The following is a 24,646-nucleotide window of genomic DNA, read 5'->3' on the forward strand; positions in this document are numbered from 1 at the left end:
GGCCGTCGCCACGTCCGGGCACTGAAACTTTCATCGCCTCACCGCAGGCTGCCTGCGGTGACGAGGGATGGTCGGGGCAGCCGGCGACGAGGCATTGACTGCGGTTTTGTTACCGGTAACATCTGCGCTCGGACGTTGTTGATCATTCGCACCTTCTCGCGAGGGAGATCTCGATGTATCCGACACCGCGGCGGCGAGCCCTTCGCCGGGTCGCAGCGGCCTCAGCGATCCTGACCCTGAGCGGCGCGATCGGTGCGATCACGGCGGCCGCGAGCAGCGCGGCGGCCGGGAAGGTCTATTACGTCGCCCCGACGGGCAGCGACAGCGCCGCGGGGACGCAGGCCGCGCCCTGGGCCACGATCGCGCACGCGCAGTCCGTCGTCGCGGCGGGTGACACGGTGTATCTCCGGGGCGGCACCTACGCCTATACACACGCCGACGCCGGCTGCAAAAGCCAGACGGACAAGGTCGACGCGATCACCCTGAACAAGAGCGGCAGCTCGGGCAACCTGATCAACTACCTGGCCTATCCGGGAGAGAAGCCGGTCTTCGACTTCTCCCGCATGACCGACGACTGCCGGATCAAGGGCTTCGACGTCACGGGGAACTACATCCACCTGAAAGGGCTGGAGGTCAAGGGCGTTCCGCAGAACAACGACCTGAACCACGAGTCCTGGGGCATCTGGGTCTCCGGCAGCGACAACACCTTCGAGCTGATCAACGCCCACAACAACATGGGACCCGGCCTGTTCATCCAGGACGGAGGCGGCAACCTCGTCCTCAACTCCGACTCGCACGACAACTACGACCTGCACACCTCCAACGGGGCCGGCGAGAGCGCCGACGGGTTCGGCGCGCACATCTCGGCCGGCCATCCCGGGAACGTGTTCCGGGGCTGTCGCGCGTGGTGGAACTCCGACGACGGGTTCGACCTCATCAACGCCTTCTCGTCGGTGACCATCGAGAACTCGTGGGCGTGGCGGAACGGGTACGTGCCGGAGACGAGCACGGCGGCCGGCAACGGCAACGGCTTCAAGGCGGGCGGATACGGCGGTGGTTATGTCGCAGGCGGCGCCAAGCACACGGTCCGTACCTCGGTGGCGTTCGCCAACAGGGCGGCGGGCTTCTACGCCAACCACCACACCCTCGCCAACGACTACTTCAACAACACCGGCTACGGGAATCACCCGGACTTCAACATGCTCGGCGTGAACTCGAGCGGTGCCGCCGTCGGCCTGGGCAATCTACGCAACAACCTCGCCTACACGGGCACCCTGACGTCGAACATGTCCGGCACCAGCGCCTCGTACAACTCCTGGAACCTGAGCGTCACCCTGTCGGACGCCCAGTTCCAGAGCGTGTCGACGTCCGGCTGGGACGCGGCCCGCCAAGCCGACGGCAGCCTGCCCGTGCTGCCCAACCTCCGCCTCGCGTCGAACAGCACCCTGATCGACAAGGGCGTCAACGTCGGCCTGCCCTACAGCGGGCAGGCACCGGACCTCGGAGCCTTCGAAGCCCGCTGAGACGAACCCGGACTCGGAGGCCGGTGGGTCGGGCGGATTCGGATTCGGCGGCTCCTGCCCGACCATCGCGTCTGCCCGGTCCCGTCAGGCGGCCTCGAAGTCGGCTCGGTGGTCGGCGGCCCACTCTGCCAGAGTGCGGCCCGGCCGCCCGGTCACTGCGGTAACGGGACGTGGGACGTCGGGGACGGTGAGGGTGTCATGCCAGTAGTCGAGCAGCATCTTCATCACGGGCTCGGGGATGAACTGTGCGGTCTCGGTGCGGAACTCCTCGGGCGTGATCTCCACTAGCGGGATTTCCCGTCCTAGGGTCTCGCCGATGATCGCCACCTGCCGGGAGCGGGTCAGGGCTTGCGGGCCGGTGAGTGGGATCGCGTCACCTAGATGGTCGTCGGAGAGCAGGGTCTCGGCGGCGGCCTCGGCGACGTCGTACTCATGGATCGGGGCCTGTGCCGATGCGAGGTATGGCGCCCGGATCGGTGTGCCGGAGCGGATCTGCCAGGCCCAGGAGAGCAGGTTGTTGGCGAAGGTGCCGGGCCGCAGGATCGTCCAGGCATCGGTGCGGTCGGTCACGGCGGTCTCGACCGCGGTGTGGTGGAGTTGGCTCGCCGAGCCGTGGTCGCGCTGGAACTCCTTCGCGGCAGCGAGGGAGGACAGCACGGTGAAGCGGCGGATGCTGTGGGCGGTGGCTGCGGTGACGAACGCGTCGACGCCCTGGGCGGGGAAGACGAAGGCGCGATCGACACCGTCGAACACCTCCGACCCGAGCGTGGTGGCGTCGGCCAGGTCACCGGCGACAACCTCGACCCCGGCCGGCAGGTCTGCGTCATCGGGCTTGCGGGTCAGCGCACGTACGGCGGCGCCGCGGGTGAGCAGGGTCGTGACGAGGTGCCGACCGACGGCGCCGGTCGCGCCGGTAACAAGGACGGTCAAGATGGCTCTCCTTAGGGAAGTGGTGCCGGTCCGTCCGGCTTGAACTCCAACTTAAGGAAGGTTTAGGGCATTTTCTGTCCGTATTTCTACTAGAGTTGACGCGCATGTCGGAACAGACCACGACTGAGCGGGCGCTGCGCCTGCTGGAGCTGCTGCAGACCCGCCGGTCCTGGAGCGGCGGCGAGCTCGCCGACCGCCTCGGCGTCGACGGCCGCACACTCCGGCGGGACGTGGAGCGGCTGCGGGGCCTCGGCTATCACATCGAGGCACGTCGCGGCCCCGACGGCGGCTACCGACTGTCCACGGGCAGCGACCTGCCACCGCTGGTGTTCACCCCGGATGAGGCGCTCGCCGTGGCCGCCGCCCTCGCCGCGTCGGCTGCTAACGGCGCTGCCGGCGGGGGCGAGGTCGCGCTCACCGCCCTGGCCAAGATGGAGCAGGTGATGCCTCCGGCGGTGCGTCGGCGGGTGCGGGCGCTGCGCTCCTCGGTCGCCCTCGGCGGCACGCCGAATGCAGTGGCCGGCGCGTATCCGGCTCCGATGAACGCCGACGTGCTGGCAGTCCTGGCGCTGGCGTGCCGGGATGCGGAGCGGGTCCGGCTGCGCGTGATGAGCACCGAGGGTGCCGACACCGGACGGGAGTCCCCGCGCCACGTCGAGCCTGCGGCCCTAGTGCCCCGGCAGACCCGGTGGTTCCTCGTGTGCCGCGACCTCGACCGTGGCTGGCGGGTGTTGCGCGTCGATCGGATCACGTGGGCATCAGCGACAGGCGTGCGCTTCGAACCGCGGGAGGTCCCCGGAGGCGACCCGGTCGCGTTCGTCACCAGCCAACTCGGCGCACCGCCCCGGAAACATACAGCGACGATCCTGATCCACGCCCCGATCGAACAGGTACAGGCCTACATGGGGGGCTTCGCCACGGACTTCTCCCCGACGACAACCGCCACCGGTCAGGCAGCGACACACTGGCGCATCGCCGACGTACGTCTCGAGGTCCTCGCCGGCGGCCTGCTCTGGGTGCGATGGCCCTTCGAGGTGATCGACTCCCCCGAGCTCGTCGCCTTGCTGCGGGACCGGGCCGCAGCCTTCGCCTTCGCCGCCGACCCGAGCTGAAGCCGACTCACCAGGCCGTCACGACGACGGGTCTCGGGCGGGCAGGGGACACGCATATCAGCGGACCGCGCACCAGGTTGCGGCCGACGAGCTCGCCGCGGATTGTCAGACGTGTAATCATGTCGACATGTCTCGAGCGGGTCTCTCGACGGTCACGGTGGTCGACGCGCTGGTCGAGGCGCTGCGGGAGCAGATCCTCGACGGGCAGTGGCCTGCGGCGGCGCCGGTCGCCGAGGTGGAGGTGGCGCGGCGTTTCGAAGTGTCGCGGCCGACGGCGAAGGCGGCGGTGCGCACGCTGGTGTTCGAGGGCCTGCTTCGACAGGACTCGCACCACGCGGCCGTTGTTCCATCCCTCTCCGCGCAGGACATCGAGGATCTGTACTTCGTCCGCATTCCGCTCGAGCTGGCGATGGTCGAGCGCCTCAGCCAGGCGAACGGCGCCCGGCTGGACGACGCCGAGAACGCGATCGACGCCTTGGAGAGGCTGCCCGATGACGCGGTGACCAGCTTGTTCGTGGCGGCGGACCTGGGGTTCCACCGAGCGCTGGCCGCGGCGACCGGCAACTGGCGCCTCGAGCGCTCCTACAACGCGCTGGCGGGGGAGGAGCACCTGTGCATGATGCAGACGCGGCAGGCCCTCGGCCGGACGCGGATCGCCCGCGAGCATCGCGAGATCCTCGAGGCGATCCGTCGCGGGGACGGGCCCGGCGCGGTGGAGGCCGCCCGGCGGCACCTGACCGGAGCACGGGACGCACTGCTGAAGAGGGCCGACGGAACGGCCTGAGAAGGTGCCCCGACTCCGGTCGTACGGCCGCCGCCGGGGGCGCCTGACCGGTCAGGGACCCGTACGCGCGAATCTCATGGTGATTTTGGTCCTTTCGTGGAGAGGGCGAGGAACTCGGTCAGGTGTACGGCGCGGACCCGCGAGCGGTGCCGGCGCAACGCCTGGCGAAGCTGGCGCAGGCAGCCGGGGTTGACCGCGACCACCATGTCGACGCCGGCGGCCTCGATCTCGGCCACCTTGGCCTTCGCCAGGGTCCGTGATTCGCGGGGACGGACCAGTGCGTACGTGCCGGCGGCGCCGCAGCAGGTGGCCGCCGAGGGTAGTTCGACATACTCTGCGACACTCTGCAGCAGTCGCCGCGGTTCGCGCCACACGCCGAGGCCGTTGCGAAGGTGACAGGAGTCCTGCAACGTCACCCGGGCGGGCCGGCCGTCGATCAGGACCGGTTGGAACCGCTGGTCCTGGACGTACTCGGAGAACTCACGCACCCGCTCCCGCCCGATCACCGAGGCGAGATGGGCGGCGCATCCGCCAGAGGTGGTGACGATGGTGCCAGGTAGGTCGTCGCCGAGGCGGCGGGCCAGCGCCTCGCCCCGTTCGGGTTCTCCGTTGTGCGCGTGCAGCGCGCCGCAGCAGCCCTGGTCCGGATCCGCCGCGAGGCCCGGCGCCAACGCGAGCGCGGCACGGCTGACCTGTGGGAACAGCGTCCGCTCCACGCAGCCGAGCATCAACTGGTCGGCCTCGCCCGCCTTCCGGCGGGCGGCGCCCCGGAGGATCCCGGCGAGCCGGTGGGCCGGGCGCAGGCTCGCCAGCAGGACGAGGGCGCGCACGATCAGCGGACGACGGCGTCCCTGCCACTGCGCGCCGCGCCACTGTTCGAGCAGGTGGCCGTACTCGACACCGGCGGGACAGACCGGTTCGCAGGCGCGGCAGCCGAGGCAGAGGGACGCCTGCTCGGCCAGGGTGGGATCGTCGAGATCGAGCCGCCCGGCGTCGAGCGCTCGCATGAGGGTGATCCGGCCGCGCGGTGAGGAGGCCTCGTCGCCGGTCATGGCGTAGGTGGGGCACGCCGGGAGGCAGAACCCGCAGGAGATGCAGCGGCCGAGCCGGTCGGCGTCGAAGAGGTCGGCCACTTACGATCCCAGCTTTCCGGGGTTGAGGATGCCGGCCGGATCGAGGGCGGACTTGATCCGACGTAGCAGGGCCGTCTGCGCCGGGCCGAGCCGTTCGGCCAGGTAGGGCAGCTTCGCCGCGCCGACGCCGTGCTCGCCAGTGATCGTCCCGCCCAGGTCGATCGCGGTGCGGAAGATCTCGCCGAAGGCGCGTTCGGCACGGCCGATGGCCTCGGTGTCCTCGGCGGAGGGCAGCACGCACGTCGGATGCAGGTTGCCGTCACCGGCGTGCCCGAACGTCGCGATCACGACGTCGTGCCGGCGCGCGATGTCGTCGATGCGGGAGACCATCTCGGCGAGACGGGGCCGGGGCACGCTCGCGTCCTCGAGGATCGTCAGGGAGCCGAGCCGGGACAGCGCCGGAAGGGTGCAGCGGCGCGCGGCCAGTAGCGACTCGGCCTCGGCGACGCCACCGAGCTCGACGGACAGGGCACCGCTGTCGAGACACGCCTGCCGCATCCGCGCGAGGCTCGCGGCCACCTGATCGTCCTCGCCGTCGTCGCCGAAGAGCAGCATCGCGCCGGCCGTCGCGTGCAGCCCGAGGTGGGCGTAGGCGTCGACGGCGTCCATGCAGCGCCGGTCGAGGAACTCCAGCGTCGCGGGCACGACGCCGCGCGCGATGATCTCGGCGACGGCACGTCCCGCCGCCCCGAGGTCGGCGAAGTAGGCCAGCCCGGTGCCCGCCGTCGCGGGCGCGGGCAGCAGGGCGACGGTGGCCTCGGTGATGATGCCGAGGGTTCCCTCCGAGCCTGTGAGCAGCCGGGTCAGGTCGTATCCCGCGACGTCCTTCCACAGCCGGCCGCCGGTGGTGACGATCTCACCGGTTCCGAGCACCGCGGTGAGGCCGAGGACGTAATCGCGGGTGACGCCGTACTTCAGCCCGCGCAGTCCGCCGGCGCAGGTGGCGATGTTGCCGCCGATCGTGGAGACGGTGTGGCTGCCCGGGTCGGGCGGATAGAACAGGCCGTGCTCGCCCGCCGCCTTCGCCAGCGTCACCGTCGTCACGCCGGGCTGGACCCGGGCCAGGAGCTCCGCCGGGGCGACCTCCTCGATGCGCCGCATCCGGGCCGTGGTCAGGACGATGCCGCCCTGCTGGGCCGAGGTGGCGGCGCACAGGTTCGACCCGGAGCCGCGCGGAATGATCGGGAGGCCGTACTCGACGGCGATGCGGACGATCTCGGCGATCTGCGGCGCGTCGTCGGGCTCGACGATCGCCTGTGGGTAGGCGTGGAACAGCGGCGTCGCGTCCCGCGCGTACGCCTCGAGCACTCCGGGGTCGGTGCGGACGTTCTCGTCGCCGACGACCGAGCGGAGCTGCCGCAGGACAGTGGTGGAGAGAGACCGATCGCTGAACATTGTCTGACATGTAACCATGTCAGCAGGGCGTCGTCCAGGGCCGGGCCGATCGGCTCCCGGTCGTCTTCGCTGATCAGGGAGCGGCAGTGGAGGTGCCCATGACCGGCGGGCTCCGGATCGCGGGCCCGCCGGCGGTCTCAACGGATCGGCGTCACACGGGTCCCGTGGTCACCGCGCGCACCTCGATCAGCATGGCCTGCTCGGGGTTGAGCGTGGGCATGGGAACACCGGTCCGGGAGAGGACCGCGCCGGGGAGGGCGGTCCACTCGTCGGTCGCCTGGGCGACCCATGCGGGCGGGGCCGCGTGGTGAGCGGAGGGGTGGCCGACGTCGGTCCGGACCCGTACCCGGTAGTCGCCGGCCGCGTCCAGCCCCGGTAGCCGCACCCGGCCCGACTGCGCCGCGGGCGACGTGGCCAGGCGGGCCCAGCAGTACAGCGCGCTCGTCCGGTCGCGGGCGACCACGCCGTGCAGGATCGTCGCGTCGTCACCGGTGTCCGCGCGGACCACCCGGCCGTGGTGCAGCAGCGGACGGAACTCCCGGTACAGCGCCGCCCACGCCGCCAGCCGTTCCAGGTCCTCCGGGGAGCACTGCGTGAGGTCCGCCTCGATGCCGGCGTGCCCGAACAGCGCGGTGATCAGGCGGAACGAGTCCGCGGTCACCCGCAACGTGGTGTGCGCCTCCGCCGGGCCGACATGCGCGCCGACGAGCTCGGGCGGCAGCAGCTGGCCGGTCCAGAGCTGGATCGCCTGGCGTTCGACGGGATCATTGCAGTCGGAGGCCCAGACGCGGTCGGTACGCGCGAGGATCCCCAGGTCGACCCGCCCGCCGCCGCCCGCGCACGACTCGATCTCCAACGCCGGGTGCCGCTCCTTCAGGGCGTCGAGCAGGCGGTACAGCGCCACGGTCTGCGCGTGCACCGCGGGCCGGTCGGCGCCCGTGGCGTCACGGAACACCGCCTCGTGCAGGTCGCGGTTGTGGTCCCACTTCACGTAGTCGATCGCGTACCGGCCGACGATCGCGTCGACGCGTTCCAGGACGTAGGACCACGCCCGCTCGTCGGCGAGATTCAGCACGTACTGGTGCCGGGACGGCGAGCCGAGACCGGCGGACGGGCCGAGGATCCAGTCGGGGTGCTCGCGGGCCACCCGGGATTCAAGGTTGATCATCTCGGGCTCGAACCAGAGACCGAACTGAATGCCGAGCCCGTGGACGTGGTCGACCAGCGGCGTCAGCCCGTGGGGCCAGACCTTCTCGTCCACGAACCAGTCCCCGAGACCGGCGGTGTCGTCGCGCCGGCCGCGGAACCAGCCGTCGTCGAGCACCAGCCGCTCGACCCCGATCTCGGCGGCACGGTCCGCCAGGGCGGTCAGCCGGTCCAGGTCGTGGTCGAAGTAGACCGCCTCCCAGGTGTTGAGCGTCAGGGGCCGGGGACCGGACGGATGAGCCGAGCGGGCCCGGAGCATGTCGTGGAAGCGGTCGGCGAGCCCGTCCAGGCCGGCGTCGGACCAGGCGAAGTAGCAGACGGGCGTCCGGTAGGTCTCCCCGGGGCTCAGCGCGATCTCGCCCGGTTTGAGCAGCTCACCGCCGCCGAGCACGGCCGCGTGCACGCCCGCGCCCTCCGGCAGCCGCTCGACCAGATACCGCTGGTTCCCGCTCCACGCGACGTGCACGCCCCAGACCTCGCCGTACCGGAAGCCGAAGCCGGGCACGCCGGCGACCATCAGGTACGGGGAGTCGTGACCCGGCTTCCCCCGCCGGACCTCCCGGACGTGGCCGCCGAAGGCGAGCGGCCGGCGCTGCGGCGCCCGCTCCCGGCACCACTTGCCGGTGAAGTCGAGGATCTCGTCGGCACGCCGAGGCAACGGCAGGAGGGTGGACACGCCTCCGAGCTGGTAGCGCCCCTCGCTCAGCGCCGCCGCACGGCGGGTCACGGCCGCGTCGACGGCCAGGACGCCCGATGCGCCGAGCCGGTAGCCGACCACGATGTCGACATCGGAGATGTCGTCGGCGAGCGTCATGACGAGCTCGGCGCCGCCGTCCGGCAGCGACCGGTGCCGCGCGTCGGTGAGGCGCGGGCGCGGCGCGGTCGCCGTTCCGTCGAGATGCCCTTCGTGCGCCGGCGTGCCCGACCATCCCTCGGCCTCCGTCGGCCAGATGGACAGGTGTCTCGGCACGTCGGGGGCGCTGTTCAGGACCGCGGGCTCGGCCGTCAGCCGCAGCGCGGCGCGAGCGTCATCGGACAGCTCGCCGAGGTCCGCACCCCAGTGGAGCACCCGGGGAACCGGTTCGGCCAGCTCCACGACGACGCTGGTGCCACCCGCGCGCAACTGGACGATGTTCGGGACATGCATGGTCAAGCCTCTCATCGGTGCGAACCGGCACGGCCGCGTGGTCCCGCCTATATGTACAGGTCCGACCTGGGAGCCGCGTGGAACGCTCTCATGCGGTCGCTGCCGGGAAGTTCAGGGGCGACCGGGTCGCCCTATTCCGGACGGCCCTTTGCCCGCCGCGTTACCTGCGCTTTCCAGGGCCTGGGGTAGAGAATTCTTGTCACGTTCCGAGTATTCGTGGCAGAGCGCCATGCCTCAGACCACGCAGCGGAAGAAGAGCCTTCCCCACGACATCACGAGTTTCGTCGGACGCCGGAAGGCGACGGCCGAGCTGAAGCACGCGCTGTCCGAATCCCGGCTGGTGACCCTCACCGGCGTCGGCGGCGTGGGCAAGTCGCGGCTGGCGCTGCGCGTCGGCCGGGAGCTGCAGCGGGCCTTTCCCGATGGCGTGTGGCTGGTCGAACTGGCCGAGATCCAGGATCCCGCGTTCGTCCCGTCGGCCGTCGCCGCCACGCTGGGCGTTCTGGAGCAGTCGGCACGTGATGCCGAGACGGTGCTCGTGGACTACCTGGCGTCGAAACGACTGCTGTTGCTGCTGGACAACTGCGAGCACCTGCTGGAGTCCTGCTGCGTGCTGACCGATCGCCTGCTGTCCGCCGCGCCGGGTCTGCGCGTGTTGGCGACCAGCCGGGAGCCGCTGGGCATCATCGCCGAACGCGTATGGCCGGTCCCACCGCTGTCCATACCGGCGCCCGACGCGACGGGCGCCCGGCGCGACCGGCCCTACACGGACTACGAGGCGCTCGCGTTGTTCCAGGACCGGGCGTCCATGGTGATGCCGGGCTTCACCATCGGCCCGGACAACGCGGCGGCGGTGATCCGCCTGTGCCGAGACCTGGACGGCGTTCCGCTGGCGATCGAACTGGCCGCCGTGCGCATGCGGACGCTGACCGCCGACCAGATCCTGGCCCGCCTGGAGAACCGCTTCAGGCTCCTGACGAGCGGCAACCGCGCGGCGGCGCCACGGCACCAGACGTTGCGCGCCGCGGTGGAGTGGAGCTTCGAGCTGTGTACGGAGTCCGAGCGCGTCCTGTGGGCGAGATGCTCGATCTTCGCCGGTGAGTTCGACCTGGATGCGGTGGAGAGCGTCTGCACGGGCGACGACGCGGCGGACGAGGACGTCTTCGCGAGCGTCGCGGGCCTGATCGGCAAGTCCGTTCTGGCCGTGGAGCGGAGCGGCCGCACCGCCCGGTACCGCATGCTGGAGACGATCCGTCAGTTCGGGCAGGAACGGCTGGCCGAGACCGGCGAGACCGAGGCGCTGCGCACCCGGCACCGGGACTACTACCTGCGCCTGGCCGAGGAGGCCGACGCCGGCTCATGCGGCCAGGGTCAGAGCGAGCTCGGCGACCGGCTGCGGGCGGACCGGACCAATTTCTGGGCGGCTCTCGATCACTGTTGCACCGTCCCGGGTGAGGCCAGGACCGGGCTCCGGATGGCCACCGCGCTCTGGTACTACTGGATCGCCTGTGGCTTCGTCCGCGACGGCCGGTACTGGCTCGACCGGGCGCTCGCGCTGGACACCGCCCCCAGCGGCGAACGCGCCAAGGCACTGTGGATCAATGGCTGGATCGCCCATCTGCAGGGCGAGCCGGACGCGAGCCTGGAGTTCCACCGGCAGAGCCGCGACATGGCCGAACGGCTGGGCGACGAGGCGACGCTGACGTTCGCGACGCAGTTCCTGGGCGACTCGGAGATGTGGGCCGGTGATCTGGCGGACGCGGCGCGGCTCCTGGACCACGCCCTCGCCCGCCACCGCGCGTCGGGCCGGTGGACGGCACCCGGCCTGCTGGCGTTCGCGCTGCGTGCCCAGACGGCGGGCCTGCTCGGCGACGTCGACCACGCCGTCGCCCTGCTCGACGAGTGCCGGGCCATCTGCGCCTCGCTCGGCGAGCGGTGGGCACTGTCCTGGACGGAGTGGAACGTCGGTGTGACGTGGTGGTCACTGAACGAGCCGGCGAAGGCGATCCCGCATCTCCGCGCGTCCCTGCTGAACAAGCAGCGCCTGAACGACCTGATCGGCATTCCCTGCTGCGTCGAACTGCTGTCGTGGGTCGCGGCCGCCGCGGGAGACTTCCGGCGTGCGGCCGTGCTGCTGGGCTTCGCGAGGAAGATGTGGGAGCCCATCGGCAGGCCCCTGTTCGGATCCGAGACGCTTCTCGCCTGGAGCCGGCAGCGCGCGGAGGAGACGCGGGAGGCGCTCGGCGACGCGGAGTTCGACGCCGACCTGCGGAAAGGCGCGCAGATCACCCAGGAGGACCTGGTCGCGTACGCGGTGGGCGGCGGAGAGGCCGAACCGCGCACCGCGACGCCCGTTCCGCCGGAACCGGACTCCGACACGACGCTCACCGCCCGCGAATGCGAGGTCGCCCGCCTCGTCGCGCAGGGCCTGTCCAACAAGCAGATCGCCGCCGAACTCGTCATCGCGCAGCGTACGGCGGAGGGCCATGTCGAGCGCATACTCCAGAAACTGGGGTTCAGCTCGCGCGCACAGATCGCGGGCTGGATGGCCAGACGACGGGCCGATGGCCAGGGCGGCCGGTGAATCCGCCGAGTACAACCAGCTCATCCGCATCGAGGAAGAACTGGGTCCACAGGCTCGATACGCGGGCCGGCCGACGGGTTTCGGAACCAAGGCGAAATGTCGCACCCGGCTTGTACGGTTTGGGTTGTCGATGCGGAAGGCGACGCTTATTCGCTTTCTCGACCTCCGTCTCCCGAACCCCTCGCTGGAAGGCCCGATATACGTGGAAACGACCGAAGAGACCACCTACCTCGAACTTTCCGAAGAGGGCGGCGGAGCGCACAAGTTCTATGAGGTCACGGTCGACGGCACGACGATGACCATCCGGTACGGCCGGATCGGCGACGCCGGGCAGCGCAAGACCAGCACGTTCCCGGATGAGGCAAAAGCGAGGGAGACGGCCGCGAAGAAGATTGGGGAAAAGGTCCGTAAGGGCTACGCCCCAGCCGTACGCGGAGCCCGAAAGAAGCGGGGCTTTTCCCGTCACCAGGTCATGAGCGCCCACGCTGGTGGCGCGTCGGCCCCCGCCGGTCGCGCGGCGACGCGCCGGGCTCCGGTCCTGTGGCGATACGCCTCGGGCTCCGCCGCGTTCGGGATTTTCATCGACGACCGGCTGTGCATGGTGGGCAACGAGGCCGGTGTGATCACGTCGCTGACGCATGACGCCCAGGTGGTGCAGCAGGTCCGACTGCCCGACGGCGTGAAGTGCATCGTCGCCGACGACGCCTGGCTCTACGCGGGCTGCGACGACGGCAACGTCTATGACCTGTCCGGAAAGGTGCCCAGGCTCGCCTACCAGATCTCCCCGGACATCGACATCTACTGGCTCGACATCCACGACGGCATCCTCGGCGTGTCCGACGCCGGCGGTGGCGTCGTCGCGATCGACCACGAGGACGAGTTCCTGTGGCGCCGGCATGGCCGCGGGACGCAGGGCTGGATGGTGCGATGTGACGCGGCCGCCGTTCACCACGGTCACAGCGGCGGCGTCACCAGCTACGACTGGCGCACCGGCAAAGAGCTGTGGCACCAGTCCACCGGCGCGGTGCTCTTCGGCTGGCAGGAGCGGTCGACGGTCTACGCGGGGACCTCGACCCGGACGGTGGTGCGGCTGCGCAAGGACGGCGGCCGGGAGCGGACCTACAACTGCGACGCACCGGTCTTCTCCTGCGCGACCGCGGAGGACGGCCGGTACGTCTTCGCCGGGGACAGCCTGGGGGCGATCTACTGCTTCGACGAGGCGGGCACCCGCCTGTGGAAGCTCGGCACCGGCTGCGGCGCCGCCTACTCCATGCAGTACCACGACCAGCGCCTCTACATCGTGACCACGGACGGCTCACTGGCCTGCGTCGACGCGAGCGAGGAGGCCATCAGGTCGGCGGAGCAGGGCTCGGTCCCCGACGTCGTCGACGTCAAGGCACCGGCCGTGGTCGAGACGGTCACCCCGTCGACCACCGTCGACGTCGTCGACGACAGCAGCGGGGGCATCGTCGTGGAGTGTTTCGAAGAGCACGGCCAGCTTCGCGTCCGCGTGGTCTCTCCCGGATTCGACCAGAGCTGGCGGGTTCAGTTCCCGAAGGGGATCCGCGAGCGCGGTGTCCGTTACGTGGTCAGCGAGGTGCGCGAGTCCGGCCGCGGCGGTTTCTACCGCGCCTACGGCGACATCCACCGTCTCGCGTGACCACGCCTGGTGGACGAGCGGGGTGAGCCGGTCGCCGGCGGCGAGCCGCGGGACCTGCTCACCCACGGCCCGAAGGCGGCCCGCGTCCCGTGGCGGGAAGACGCGGGCCGCCGCCGTGTTCACGGTCAGGAGCCGCTGCCACCGCCGTCGTCGACGTCGACGTGTTCGGTGTGGCGTCGCGTGCCGGCGTGATATAGGACGTTGGTGCCCTTCATGTCATTCCGGTAGAGGGCCTGTTCCATATAGACGCCCTTGCTGCCCTCGTCGAGCGTCTGCATGTGGGTGAGCGGCAGGACCTTCTTGCCGTTCAGCCAGATCTCGGCGAAGCCGACCTTCGGGTCGGTGGAGAACTTCAGGTGGACGTCGAAGTGCTCCCACGTGTCGTACTTCAGGTCGCCGAGCGTGTAGAGGTGCTCGGGCTGGGAGTAGTCGCAGGGATCCTTCTGGTTGTTGAGCTCATTGTCGAGCACCAGCTGCGGCGCGGAGCCGTTGTCGCCCGGGAGGATCTCGATCTGCTCGGGTGGCGAGCAGTTGGCGCGCAGGTCCATCCACTGCGTGATGTCGGTCCAGTCACTCCACCCGGTCTTGGTGTCCTCCGCCGGCCTCGGAGGCGACTTGGTGGATCGTCTGTGCGTTGTCCGGATTCTCCAGGTCGTCGGTGAAGGCGAGGATGTAGGCGGCCCCATGGTCCAGTGCCGCCTGGAAGTCGGCCATGAGATCGTCGCCGGTGTCAGAGGTCGAACCGCGCTGTTCGCCGACGAGCGTGGTCTTCTGCCAGTCGTCGCCCTTCAGCTGCCAGTCGGCGCCCAGGCCGTTGTCCTGGAGCCAGGCGCCTTGCGCGACGGAGTAGTCGAGGGTCTTCTGCTCGTTGTAGCCGTCGGTGGACCCGAGGAACGTCTTGTCCGGCATGACCGCGACCGGTGTCCTGGTGAACGCCTGGGCGTACGTGCCGATGGCGTTCTGGACGTAACCCCACCAGATCTTGTCGGTGTAGCCGATCGACTTCCAGAGGTCCAGGATCTTGGAGTTCTTCTCGCTGTCCGGTTTGGTCTCACCGCCGACACCGACGCCCGCGTCGATGAACGCGACGCTCGCATTCCCGTCGTAGCGGGCCGCGAACGCCTTGATGAAGTCGTCGTAGTCCTTTTCGAAGGTGGAGCTCCAGTACTGCGGGAACACCGCCTTGTCCTGCTCGGTGACTGATTTGACGCCCTCGTCGTAGACCCACTGCGGGGTGCCGTGCGCGGAGTCGGCGTCCTTGTCCCACTTGGCCCAGCCGGCCGCGGAGACGCGCAGGACGACCTTCTTGCCCGCGTCGACCCAGGGCTTCATGTCGTTGTCGATGACGCTCCAGTTGTACTGCCCCTTCTTGGGCTCCAGCTGGGCCCAGTAGTAAGCGAGCGAGCGGCCCGCGATGTCCGGGTTGCTCGCCAGGTCGGAGGTATGGCCTCCGCTGAACGCGATGATGCCCTTGAAGGCGGCGTCCTGGCTGCTCGTCGCGAGTCTCTTGGGCCTGGCGGAGACCGCCGCGTCGGCGGCTGATGCGCCGCCGGCGGTGAGCACTACCGCGGTCAGCGCTGCCAGCAGTTTCCTTGGTCTGTTCACTGCCCTGCCTCGGGGTGGGGCGGGCGGCCGGAGCGTACCGGCCGGGGCCGCCGGGATCCCGCGTCACCGCCGAGCCGGCCGGGGTGACGCCTTGCGGTTCCAGGGAAGATGACCTTGGAATTGATGACCAGCCGTGCCCCCGGTTAACAATCAATCCGGTACATCGGTCCCGGCGCCTCTTGCCGCCCCGTGCGGGGTCGGTTCACGTCTTGTGCAGCGGTACCCACACGGTGACGTCGAAGGTGACGCGGTTCGGCAGGCCGGACGGGTCGTGCTGGACACCGGTCACGCGGAGCTGGGCGACCCGGTTCGCGGCGGTGATGCCGCACAGGATCCGTCCGGGACGGATGTCGGGCGCGGCCACGGTCACGCCGTAGTTCTGTTCGAGCGCGCACGGCCAAAAGCCCCCGCCGTTGCCCGCGGGGAGTACGGCGATGTCGTTGTCGTCCACACCGTGCAGCGCATGGTCGTGGGCGTCGAACCAGATGTTCGCGCCGCTCGGTCCGGGATCGGGTTGTTCGTCCCAGCCGGCGGACTCGGAGTCCAGGTCGGCGACGCGGCCCGGGATCATCACCAGCGTGTCGTGGCGGCGTACGGGGACCGGGGCGTCCCGGCCGGCCGCGGCCGCCGACCGCGACGTGACGCGCGAGCCGGGCACCGCATGCGCCTTCGTGGACCGGCCCGGGCCGAAGGACACCGCCCCGATGGTGGCCAGGAGTACGGAGCCGACGCCGACCGCCCAGGCCAGCCGGCGAACGCGCCGCTGCCCGCCCTCCGGAGGAGCGGCGCCGTCTTCGGCGGGTGCGTCGTGGCGTACGGCGGAAGACGCTTCGACGGAACGCTCTGGGGAGAGCGCGGTATTGATCGCCTCCCAGCGGCGCGTCCACTCCTCTTGCTCGGCCTCGTCCGCTCCGCACGCACGAACGTAGGCCAAGGTGGCCGCGAGGGTCGGCAGTTTTCTGCCGGACGAGGCCGTGGACAGCGTGCTCGGTGCGCATCCGACGCGCCGGGCCATCGAGCGGTAATCCGGGTTTCCGGCATGGGTCCGCAACAGCAGAAGGTCAAAGGCGAATTGCTGGATCGGGCCTTGACTCGGGTCGGGATGATGGCGTTTACCCGGCAATTTCGCACCCCTTGTAGGCGGTATCGACTACGTGCGCGGCTCGTACGGGAGCATGGCACGCGGCCGTGCGATGGGGCAAGGTGGCGGCACCGGTGGGCGGACGACTCGTTCGACGGACGCTCCGGCACTGCGAAATGTTCGACCACGCGTTTGTTCGCCCAGTTCAGGCGGGTGATGACGGTCGAACAACGTTCGATGTTCGCCGGCGCTGACGAACACCGTCCGAGCTGATCTAATCACTCCGGGTCTCTGGTCCCGACCGACAATTAGCGGGAGAACATGCCGGGCCCGAATCCCGAAAGCTGAAGAACCGGAGGAGACGACACATGGCACGGAAATCCCGGGCGGCCCTGGAAGGCGATCGAATGAGGATATCGATCTCGAAGGCCACCGCGAAGGTGGCGGTCGCGGCGCTGGCGGCGGCCGGTGCGTCCTTCGCCATCACCCCCGCCGCGAACGCCGCCGGGAGCTGCACGAACTACGGGTTCAACAAGACCACGATCGGAGTCTGCGTCAACGATCACAACACCCAGGCCTACGCTTATTCAGACTTCTACGTGAACGGCCCGTTCCCCGGCAACTGCCTCATCAACATGGAGCTGTGGGACACCAGCGGTACGAAATACAACGAGGTCGACAACCTTCCGTGTCACACCGGCCACTCCGACGTGGTCATGGAGACCGCCGCCAACTGGAAGCACTACTCGGGTGTCTGCGACTACGTTCACACCTACGTCCGGATATTCGTGAACGGCAAGCAGGCCAACTCCAACAGCTTCAACAGCCCGGACATCCGCGTCTGCCCCACCTGATCAGGCCCGGGCCGGAGGCCTGACCCCGAGCGCTGATGGCCGGAGGGGCCGACCGCGACCCCTCCGGCCCTGGCTACGGAGCTCACCAGCGCGGCTCCGTAGCCATGGGAATCAGGGTCGTAGGCTGCCTTCATACCGGGAACGAAGGAGACTGAGATGGCTGGCGCGCCCGCGCACCTGGCCGAGATGCCCGCCGACTGGCAGCGCGCCCTCGCGATCGTCGCCCACCCCGACGACCTCGAATACGGGGCGTCGGCCGCCATCGCCACCTGGACCGACGCGGGTCGCGACGTCGTCTACGTGCTCGCCACCCTCGGCGAAGCCGGCATCGACGGCATCGAGCCCGCCGAGGCCGGCCCCCTGCGCGAGCAGGAGCAGCGGGCCAGTGCCGCCGCCGTGGGCGTGTCCACCGTCGAGTTCCTTCGCCACCCCGACGGCGTCATCGAGTACGGCACGGCGCTGCGCCGCGACTTCGCCGCCTCCATCCGGCTCCACCGCCCCGAACTCGTGCTGACCCTCAACCACCACGACACCTGGGGCGGCACCGCCTGGAACACGCCTGACCACCGGGCCGTCGGCCGCGCCGTCCTCGACGCCGTCGCCGACGCCGGCAACCGCTGGATCTTCCCCGAGCTCGCCGAGGACGGCCTCGAACCGTGGAACGGCGTGCGGTACGTGGCCGTGGCCGGCTCGCCACAGGCCACGCACGCCGTCGACGCGAGCGCCGGATTCGAGCGGGCCGTCCGGTCGCTGCTGGCCCACCGCACCTACATCGAGGCGCTCACCGACCAGGATCCCGAGCAGTACTCCCGGTCGTTCCTGGAGAGCGAGATGAAGGCCGCGTCCGCCCGGTTCGGTGGCCGTCCCGCCGTGTCCTTCGAGCTGTTCACCCGCTGACGCCGCGTACGGAGGCGGATCCCGGCCGCTGACAGCCTCAGACCCAGGTTGGCACGTAACCCTCGGCGTAGCGGGCCCCGAAGCCGCCGTGGGGCAGGATCTCGCGGACGGCGGCGAGGTCGGCCTCGGTCAGGGTGACGTCGGCGGCGGCGGTGTTCTCCTCGATCCGGGCGGCGCTGCGGGTCCCGGGGATGGGCACGAGGTGCTCGCCGCGGCTGAGCAGCCAGGCCAGGGCCAGCTGGGAGATGGTGATGCCCTTGGCCTTGGCGAGGTCGCCGAGCCGGTCGACGGCCTCGACGTTCTTCTCGAAGTTGCCGGGCTGCCAGCGCGGGTCGATGTTGCGCATGTCGGTGGCGTCGTACTGGCCGGCGGGCTTGGCGGTGCCGGTGATGAAGCCGCGGCCCAGCGGCGAGTAGGCGACCAAGCCGATGGCGAGTTCCTCCAGGATGGGGAAGAGCTGCTCGACATCGCGCTCGAACAGGGAGTACTCGGTCTGCAGGACGGAGACCGGCTGCACGGCATGCGCGCGACGGATGGTCTGCGGCCCGGCCTCGCTCAGGCCGAAGTATTTCACCTTGCCCGCATCGGTCAGCTCCTTGACGGCGCCGGCCACCTCCTCGATCGGCACGTCCGGGTCGACGCGGTGCTGATACAGGACGTCGATGTGGTCGACGCCGAGGTAGCGCAGGCTGTTGTCGGCGACCTTGCGGATGTTCTCGGGCCGGCTGTTCAGGACGCTGCCGCGCGGTTCGGCGGTCATGTCGAAGCCGAACTTGGTGGCCAGGACCACCTCGTCGCGGAAGTCCCTGACCGCCTTGCCGAGAAGGGTCTCGTTGGAGCCGGTGCCCCAGCCGTAGAGCTCGGCGGTATCGAAGAAGGTGACCCCGAGGTCGTGAGCGCGCCGGATGGCGGCGACGCCCTCCCGCTCGTCGGTGGGGCCGTAGGCCATCGTGAGGCCCATCGCGCCGTAGCCGATCGCCGAGACGGTCAGGCCCTGGCTGCCGAGTGTCCTGTGCTGCATGAGGTCTCCCATGATCAAACCAAACCGTTTGGTTTGAGACTACGATGGTCCATCTCAACGGTCAAACCGAACGGTTTGGTACGCTCGCGGCGTGACTCCTCAGCCCGGTGCCGACTCCACCCGCGACCGCATCGTCACCGCGGCCACGGTCGAGTTCTCCCGGTACGGGATCGCCGGCGCGCGGATCGACCGCATCGCCAAAGCGGCGAAGACCAGCAAGGAGCGCGTCTACGCCTACTTCGGCGGCAAGGAGGACCTGTACCGGTTCGTCTCCGCCCGGGAGCTCGCCGCCGTCGCCGAGGCGACCCGAATGGACCCCACCGACCTGCCCGGCTACGCGGGCCGCATCCACGACTACTTCGCCGCCCACCCCGAACGCTTCCGGCTGATGGCCTGGGGTCGGCTGGAGCTGGGCGACACCGGCTGGTCGGCCGACGACCCGATCCGGCAGACCATCGCCCACAAGGCCGAGCAACTGCGCAAGGCGCAGGAGGCCGGGCACCTCGACGCCGCCTGGGACCCGCTCGACGTCCTCGTCCTGATCAACCAGATCGCCGTCGCCTGGGCCGACCAGCCCGACCTTGCCGCCGCGGTCCCCGCACACGAGCGGGCCGAGTACCTGGCCGCTCGCCGCGCGGCCATCGTCGCCGCCGTCCAGCGCCTCTTTCCCCCGGTTCAGGCACCATCCGACAAGGCACGCTGACCCATGACGGCAGCGCCGAACCACTTCGGCAGTCGGCTGAGCAGATCCGTCTGATCTTCGCCGACACAGGCCACTTTGTGGATATGTGTTGACATGATCGCGCACAGTGGCGAACGCTTTGTACGGTGCTCTCGGCGCGAAGGGGCGGGGTGGGAATGCCGGGTACTCATGGCGTCGAACTCGCATTTTCCGATCCAGCGGAATTCCTGGCATTACGCAGGTGGCTGGAGCGGGCTCCGGGGGTCCGAGTCGAGCAGCGGGCGGGGACGCCTCTTCTCGGCGAGCAAGGGGCCTGGGACGTCCTCATCGTGCTGGCCAGTGGGAGTGGCGTGCTGGCGGCGGCGTTGCAGACTCTTCCCGAGTTCATCCGGTCCCGCAGGGCCAATCTGATCGTCACCCTCAAGACCGAGGGCAAGGAGCTGACGCTCGAAGCGACCAACATCGCCCAGGCGGAGTCTCTCATCGAGAGTTTCCTGAAGTGACCGATCTGGCGCGGTCTCGGGCCGTCCTTGTCGGCACTGGAACCTATCGGTATCTGCCCGAGATTCGGCCTGCGGGCAACAGCCTGGCCCGGATGAAGTCGCTGCTCACCGGAGACCTCTGCGGCTGGCCGCCCACACGGGTGACGCCCCTGCTGGACCGGCGGCTGCCGGAGCAACTGCCCGACCAGCTCGTCGAGCTCTTCCAGGAGGCCGATGACGTCGCGTTGTTCTACTACGTCGGGCACGGGCAGGTCGATCCATCAGGCATGCTCTGCCTGGGCTTGACGGAGTCGCGGGGAGAGGCGGCACGGAGGCGGACCACGAGTCTGCCGTTCGACGCGGTACGCAACGCGCTGACGCTCAGCCCGGCGGCCACGAAGATCGTGATCCTGGACTGCTGCTACGCCGGGTTAGCGGCAACGGGCCTGCAGGCCGCCGACGACATAATGGACCGCATCCGCGGAACCGGCGCCTACACGATCGCGGCGGCCGGGGAGTTCTCGCCCGCCTGGTTCGAGACGGATCCGGGTCTGGCCGCACCGCAGACCTACTTCACCAGGTATCTCGCCGACGTCGTCGAGAACGGCATCCCCGGACAGGGCACCGACCTGCGCCTGGACGCGATCTTCCACGAGGTCGTGGAGGCTTTGGCCCGGGACGGCAAACCGATCCCGACCAGCGCTTCCACCGGCCATGTCACCCGGCTGGCATTCGCCCGCAACGCCGCCGCCCGCCCGGAGGACGAGACCGCCGACGCCGCCCGGTGGGAACGCGTGGGGCCCTATCGGGGCCTGGCGGTGTTCGAGCCCGACCAGGCCGAGGTCTTCTACGGCCGCGAGCAACTGACCGCGCGGCTCGTGCAGTCCCTGGCGGGCCGCCTGAATCATCCGGGCGTGCAGATCGTCGCCGGTCCGTCCGGTGCCGGTAAGTCCTCCCTTGTCAGAGCCGGCCTGCTGCCCGCGCTCGCGTCGGGAGCGCTGGCCGCCAGGGCCGCCGACTGGCCGGTGCGGGTGATGGTGCCGGGCGCCGACCCCTGCCGCGACCTGGCCGGCGCGCTCGGCGACCCGGACGGCGACCTCGCCGAAGCGCCGCTGCTCGCCCGCCGGCTGGCCGGGCCCGACCGGCGGCTGGTTCTCGTCGTGGACCAGTTCGAGCGCGTCTTCACTCTTCCCGAGGACGCGGGCGACCTGCGGCAGGCGTTCGTCACCGCGCTGCACTCGATCGCGACCGTCCCCTGCGGACCGTCCGCCGAGCCCGCGGCGCTCGTCGTGATCGTCGTACGCAGTGACTTCCTGACCGCGTGCTCGGCCCATCCGGAGCTCACCGAGGCGGCGGACGACGGACTGGTCCTGGTGGGGCCGATGAGCGAATCGGACCTGCGCCGTACCATCACGGGCCCGGCGCAGAAGGCCGGCTTGCGCCTGGAACCCGGTCTGGTGGACGCCATCCTCGCCGAACTTCCCCGCGCACCCGACGGCGGTTTCGAGGCAGGGGCCCTGCCGCTGCTCTCCCAGGCGATGCGAATCACCTGGGAGAACCGTGAGGGCATCTGGCTGACCAGCCGCGGATACGGTCTGTCGGGCGGGGTCCGGAAGGCCGTGCAGACCACCGCCGAGGCGACCTTCCAGTCCCTCTCCGAGGAGCAGCGGGCCACGGTCCGGCAGGTCTTCTACGCGATGACGAAGATCACCAGGGACGGGCAGGTGGTGCGGCGCCCGATGCCGTACCCCCATGGCGATTCCGGTCAGGAGCGGATGGCGGAGGTCGTGGAGGCGTTCGCCGCGCAGCGGCTCGTCGTCGTCCAACGCGAGACGGCCGAGATCGCCCATGACTTCCTGCTGACGGGCTGGTCCCGGCTCCACGACTGGCTCGCGGACGACCAGGTCAACCAGGCCCGGTACACCGAACTGACGGATGCCGCGCAGGAGTGGGCCGACCATGACCGCGATCCGTCATTCCTCGTCGGCGGGACCAGGCTCACCGCCCTGCGCACCGCCGAAGAACACGCGCGGCAGAACCCGGACCGTTACCCCGAGCTCGGCGACACCGCGCGAGCCTTCCTGGACAGCGGTATCCGCGCGCAGACCCGCAGCACCCGGGTGCGGCAGGCCGCCATCGGCGCCCTCGCGACCCTGATGCTCCTCGTCCTCGTCGCCGGCACTCTGGCGGTCATCTCGGCCAGGAACGCAGACCGGCAACGAACCCTCGCCGTCTCACGCGCCCTCGTCGCCCAGACCGACGCGGTCCGCGGCAGCGATCCGCAGCTGGCCCTGAAACTGGGGATCGCCGCCGCGCGGATCCACAGCAGTGACCAGACCTCCTCCAGCCTCGTCAACACCCTGCTCACCGACCGGTACGCGGGAATCATCACCGGGTTCCCGTACACCGTGCACTCGCTGGCGTTCTCACCGGTCCACCGGATTCTGGCCACCGCGGGTACCACGGGAGCCGGCGAAGGCCACGTCACTCTGTGGGACCTCAAAGAGCCCGGCAGGCCCCGCCGGCTCTCGACGATTGCGGGCAGGCCGCAGGTCTCCGGGAGCACCATCGTGCTCTCCCCGGACGGCCGCATGCTGGCCACGGAATCCGGCTCGGGCTACACGGTCGGCCTGTGGGACGTCCCGACGCTGAAACGCGTCGCGGAGACCCCGGCGACCGGTCCCTTCTTCGGTCGCGTCGGCTCGACGCTCGCATCATCGGTGACATCCTTCGCCTTCGCCCCGGACGGCCGGACGCTGGCCGCCGCGTACGAGAACGGCAGCATCGTCCTGTGGGACCTGTCGGGTCAGGCTCCGGCCAAACTCGCGAGCACACCGCAGGGCCACGGCGGCAGCGCGAATTCGGTCGCCTTCTCGCCCGACGGACAGGTGCTCGCCACGGGCAACGACGGCACTCCGGGAAACGGCTGGGTCCGGCTGTGGAACGTCACCGATCGCAGGCATCCCGCCCTCCTCGGAAGGGAACTGGCCGGCAGGTCCCCGGTCGCGTTCTCCGCCCGCGGCCACCTGATGGCCACACACGACAAGGCCAAGACGAACAACAACGAGTTCGTCCTGTGGGACGTCTCCAATCCGGCCCGCCCGGTCAGGATCGGTTCGCCACTGACGGGCAACGACACCTCAATCGCCTTCTCGCCCGACGCCGACACGGCGGTCACCGCGAACTTTGACGGAACCGCCGTCGTATGGGATCTCACCGACCCGTCCCATCCGACCCAGGTGGGCGCACCGCTGACCGGCCACACCGGGTGGGTGTTCTCGGTATCCGTTTCGGCGGACGGCGGGCTCCTGGCCACCGGCGGCGATGACCGTACGGTCAGGCTGTGGGACGTCCCCGGCACCGCGCAGCCGGTCAAGCGCGCACCGCCCCTCACCGGCGCGGCCTCCGCGGTGTTCCCACGCGCCGGCCGGATCCTGACCACCGGTGAGAAGGCCGGAGCGATATCGCTGTGGGATGCCTCGAACCCCGCCCGGCCCGTCCGGCACGGGCCGTCCCTGCCGGGCTCTTACTCGAAACTGTCGCCCGACGGCCGGACGATGGCCGTGTACGCGGCCGACAACAGCATCACCCTGTGGGACGTCTCCGACGTCGACCACCCAGGGCGGCGCGGACCACCGCTGAAGGACAGCGGTCTGCCCGTCGCTTTCTCCTCGGACACGCGGGTGCTCTTCACGGCCGACCCCACGTCCCGGACCACCAACTCCAAGGCCACGGTCTGGGACATCTCCCGGCCCACCGCCCCGATCCAGCGCCGACCCACCATGACGCCCCTGACCTTCGGCTCCATGGCCTCGGCCTTGGCACCCGACGGACGTACGCTGCTGACCACCGACGTGTTCGGCGTCGGTGCGACCGTCACGCAGTGGGACCTCACTCCGGTGGCCCCGCGTCCGCTCGGTAAGCGGGCGGCCATCGCCACGAAGGACTCCACTTTCATCGCCTCCATGGCCTTCTCCGCCGACAGCCGCATGCTGGCCGTCGGCCGTGGTGACGGCTCGATCGTGCTGTGGGACTTCAGCGACCCGCGCCGGCCCGTTCGGCTGGACCAGACCCTGATCGGTCCCTCAGAGCCGGGCGGCATTCCCGGAAGCTGGATGGACAGCACCGTGGCCGTGCTCGCAGTGGCGTTCTCCGCCGACAGGCGCACCCTCGCCGCCGCGTACAAGAATCAGACGGTCCTCCTATGGGACCTCACCGACCTTTCCGCGCCACACCGCCTCGGCCAGCCTCTGATCACCCAAGGCCATGTGGCCCTCGAGGCGGCGTTCTCCCCTGACGGGAACACACTGGAGGCCAACGGCTACAGCGTCACCAAGGCCAACGACACGATCGTCACGATGTGGAACCTCGCCGACCTGAACGCACTCCGCCGGCGGCCGCTGGACCGGGCGTGCGCCGTCACCGGCCGAGGGCTCGATCGCGCCGAATGGGCCAGGTACGTCCCAGGGCTCGCCTACCGGGACACCTGCGGACATCGATGAGAGCCCCGAACAGGCCCCGCACGCCTTTGTGCGGGACCTGTGGCTGAT

General features: G+C 70.0%; 18 protein-coding genes. 10 read left to right on the forward strand and 8 right to left on the reverse strand.

Going from position 1 to position 24,646, the window contains the following annotated elements:
• Window positions 1–173 precede the first annotated feature (173 nt).
• Complete coding sequence (locus ACQP2O_RS20540; RefSeq protein WP_433187404.1) at window positions 174–1,523, forward strand: right-handed parallel beta-helix repeat-containing protein; 1,350 nt, start codon at window positions 174–176, stop codon at window positions 1,521–1,523.
• 84 nt (window positions 1,524–1,607) lie between these two features.
• Here the strand turns inward: ACQP2O_RS20540 and ACQP2O_RS20545 are convergent, their stop codons facing one another.
• The gene (locus tag ACQP2O_RS20545; protein ID WP_433187407.1) at window positions 1,608–2,453 is read right to left on the reverse strand and encodes an SDR family oxidoreductase; all 846 of its coding nucleotides are present in this window, start codon (window positions 2,451–2,453) and stop codon (window positions 1,608–1,610) included.
• A gap of 104 nt (window positions 2,454–2,557) precedes the next feature.
• On the opposite strand from ACQP2O_RS20545, the gene ACQP2O_RS20550 reads away from it, so the two are divergent.
• Both ACQP2O_RS20550 and ACQP2O_RS20555 read left to right on the forward strand, forming a co-directional pair.
• Window positions 2,558–3,565 (forward strand): helix-turn-helix transcriptional regulator, encoded by a 1,008-nt coding sequence (locus ACQP2O_RS20550; RefSeq protein ID WP_433187410.1) that lies wholly within the window; start codon window positions 2,558–2,560, stop codon window positions 3,563–3,565.
• A gap of 127 nt (window positions 3,566–3,692) precedes the next feature.
• Window positions 3,693–4,349 carry a GntR family transcriptional regulator gene (locus ACQP2O_RS20555; RefSeq protein ID WP_433187412.1) on the forward strand — a complete coding sequence of 219 codons (657 nt, stop codon included), beginning with the start codon at window positions 3,693–3,695 and terminating at the stop codon, window positions 4,347–4,349.
• 74 nt (window positions 4,350–4,423) lie between these two features.
• On the opposite strand, the gene ACQP2O_RS20560 is transcribed toward ACQP2O_RS20555, so the two are convergent.
• The 3 genes from ACQP2O_RS20560 to ACQP2O_RS20570 all read right to left on the reverse strand — a co-directional run bounded on the left by ACQP2O_RS20560 (window position 4,424) and on the right by ACQP2O_RS20570 (window position 9,230).
• A complete protein-coding gene (locus ACQP2O_RS20560) occupies window positions 4,424–5,482 on the reverse strand; it encodes a (Fe-S)-binding protein (protein ID WP_433187415.1) in 1,059 nt (352 codons plus the stop codon).
• On the reverse strand, window positions 5,483–6,877 hold the full coding sequence (locus ACQP2O_RS20565) for an FAD-binding oxidoreductase (RefSeq protein ID WP_433187417.1): 1,395 nt from the start codon (window positions 6,875–6,877) through the stop codon (window positions 5,483–5,485). It lies immediately after the preceding gene.
• 151 nt (window positions 6,878–7,028) lie between these two features.
• The gene (locus tag ACQP2O_RS20570; RefSeq protein ID WP_433191086.1) at window positions 7,029–9,230 is read right to left on the reverse strand and encodes an alpha-galactosidase; all 2,202 of its coding nucleotides are present in this window, start codon (window positions 9,228–9,230) and stop codon (window positions 7,029–7,031) included.
• Between the two features lie 229 nt (window positions 9,231–9,459).
• Between ACQP2O_RS20570 and ACQP2O_RS20575 the strand changes: the two genes are divergently transcribed.
• Window positions 9,460–11,814 carry an ATP-binding protein gene (locus ACQP2O_RS20575; protein ID WP_433187420.1) on the forward strand — a complete coding sequence of 785 codons (2,355 nt, stop codon included), beginning with the start codon at window positions 9,460–9,462 and terminating at the stop codon, window positions 11,812–11,814.
• A gap of 202 nt (window positions 11,815–12,016) precedes the next feature.
• Window positions 12,017–13,474: a WGR domain-containing protein gene (locus ACQP2O_RS20580; RefSeq protein WP_433187422.1), complete on the forward strand. Its 1,458-nt coding sequence runs from the start codon at window positions 12,017–12,019 to the stop codon at window positions 13,472–13,474.
• A gap of 125 nt (window positions 13,475–13,599) precedes the next feature.
• On the opposite strand, the gene ACQP2O_RS20585 is transcribed toward ACQP2O_RS20580, so the two are convergent.
• The 3 genes from ACQP2O_RS20585 to ACQP2O_RS20595 form a co-directional block, all read right to left on the reverse strand.
• Window positions 13,600–14,022, reverse strand: a complete 423-nt coding sequence (locus ACQP2O_RS20585; protein WP_433187425.1) for a heparin lyase I family protein — start codon at window positions 14,020–14,022, stop codon at window positions 13,600–13,602.
• Window positions 14,023–14,044: 22 nt separating this feature from the next.
• Complete coding sequence (locus tag ACQP2O_RS20590) at window positions 14,045–15,079, reverse strand: beta-galactosidase (RefSeq protein WP_433187428.1); 1,035 nt, start codon at window positions 15,077–15,079, stop codon at window positions 14,045–14,047.
• Between the two features lie 202 nt (window positions 15,080–15,281).
• The gene (locus ACQP2O_RS20595; RefSeq protein WP_433187431.1) at window positions 15,282–16,130 is read right to left on the reverse strand and encodes a helix-turn-helix domain-containing protein; all 849 of its coding nucleotides are present in this window, start codon (window positions 16,128–16,130) and stop codon (window positions 15,282–15,284) included.
• Window positions 16,131–16,567: 437 nt separating this feature from the next.
• On the opposite strand from ACQP2O_RS20595, the gene ACQP2O_RS20600 reads away from it, so the two are divergent.
• Together ACQP2O_RS20600 and ACQP2O_RS20605 are read left to right on the forward strand one after the other, a co-directional pair.
• Complete coding sequence (locus ACQP2O_RS20600; RefSeq protein WP_433187433.1) at window positions 16,568–17,014, forward strand: hypothetical protein; 447 nt, start codon at window positions 16,568–16,570, stop codon at window positions 17,012–17,014.
• Window positions 17,015–17,170: 156 nt separating this feature from the next.
• Entirely contained in the window at window positions 17,171–17,911 is a 741-nt protein-coding gene (locus ACQP2O_RS20605; RefSeq protein WP_433187436.1) for a PIG-L deacetylase family protein, read from the forward strand.
• Window positions 17,912–17,948: 37 nt separating this feature from the next.
• Here ACQP2O_RS20605 and ACQP2O_RS20610 read toward each other — a convergent pair whose 3' ends face one another.
• A complete protein-coding gene (locus ACQP2O_RS20610; RefSeq protein ID WP_433187439.1) occupies window positions 17,949–18,932 on the reverse strand; it encodes an aldo/keto reductase in 984 nt (327 codons plus the stop codon).
• 91 nt (window positions 18,933–19,023) lie between these two features.
• Between ACQP2O_RS20610 and ACQP2O_RS20615 the strand changes: the two genes are divergently transcribed.
• The 3 genes from ACQP2O_RS20615 to ACQP2O_RS20625 all read left to right on the forward strand — a co-directional run bounded on the left by ACQP2O_RS20615 (window position 19,024) and on the right by ACQP2O_RS20625 (window position 24,598).
• Window positions 19,024–19,635 carry a TetR family transcriptional regulator gene (locus tag ACQP2O_RS20615; protein ID WP_433187441.1) on the forward strand — a complete coding sequence of 204 codons (612 nt, stop codon included), beginning with the start codon at window positions 19,024–19,026 and terminating at the stop codon, window positions 19,633–19,635.
• 155 nt (window positions 19,636–19,790) lie between these two features.
• Window positions 19,791–20,117 (forward strand): effector-associated constant component EACC1, encoded by a 327-nt coding sequence (locus tag ACQP2O_RS20620; protein ID WP_433187444.1) that lies wholly within the window; start codon window positions 19,791–19,793, stop codon window positions 20,115–20,117.
• Complete coding sequence (locus ACQP2O_RS20625; RefSeq protein WP_433187447.1) at window positions 20,114–24,598, forward strand: caspase, EACC1-associated type; 4,485 nt, start codon at window positions 20,114–20,116, stop codon at window positions 24,596–24,598. Before ACQP2O_RS20620 ends, ACQP2O_RS20625 begins: the two co-directional genes overlap by 4 nt.
• The last annotated feature ends 48 nt before the right edge of the window (window positions 24,599–24,646 follow it).

Origin of the sequence: Actinoallomurus sp. CA-150999, from assembly GCF_050942425.1 — a bacterium.
Classification (GTDB): domain Bacteria; phylum Actinomycetota; class Actinomycetes; order Streptosporangiales; family Streptosporangiaceae; genus Actinoallomurus.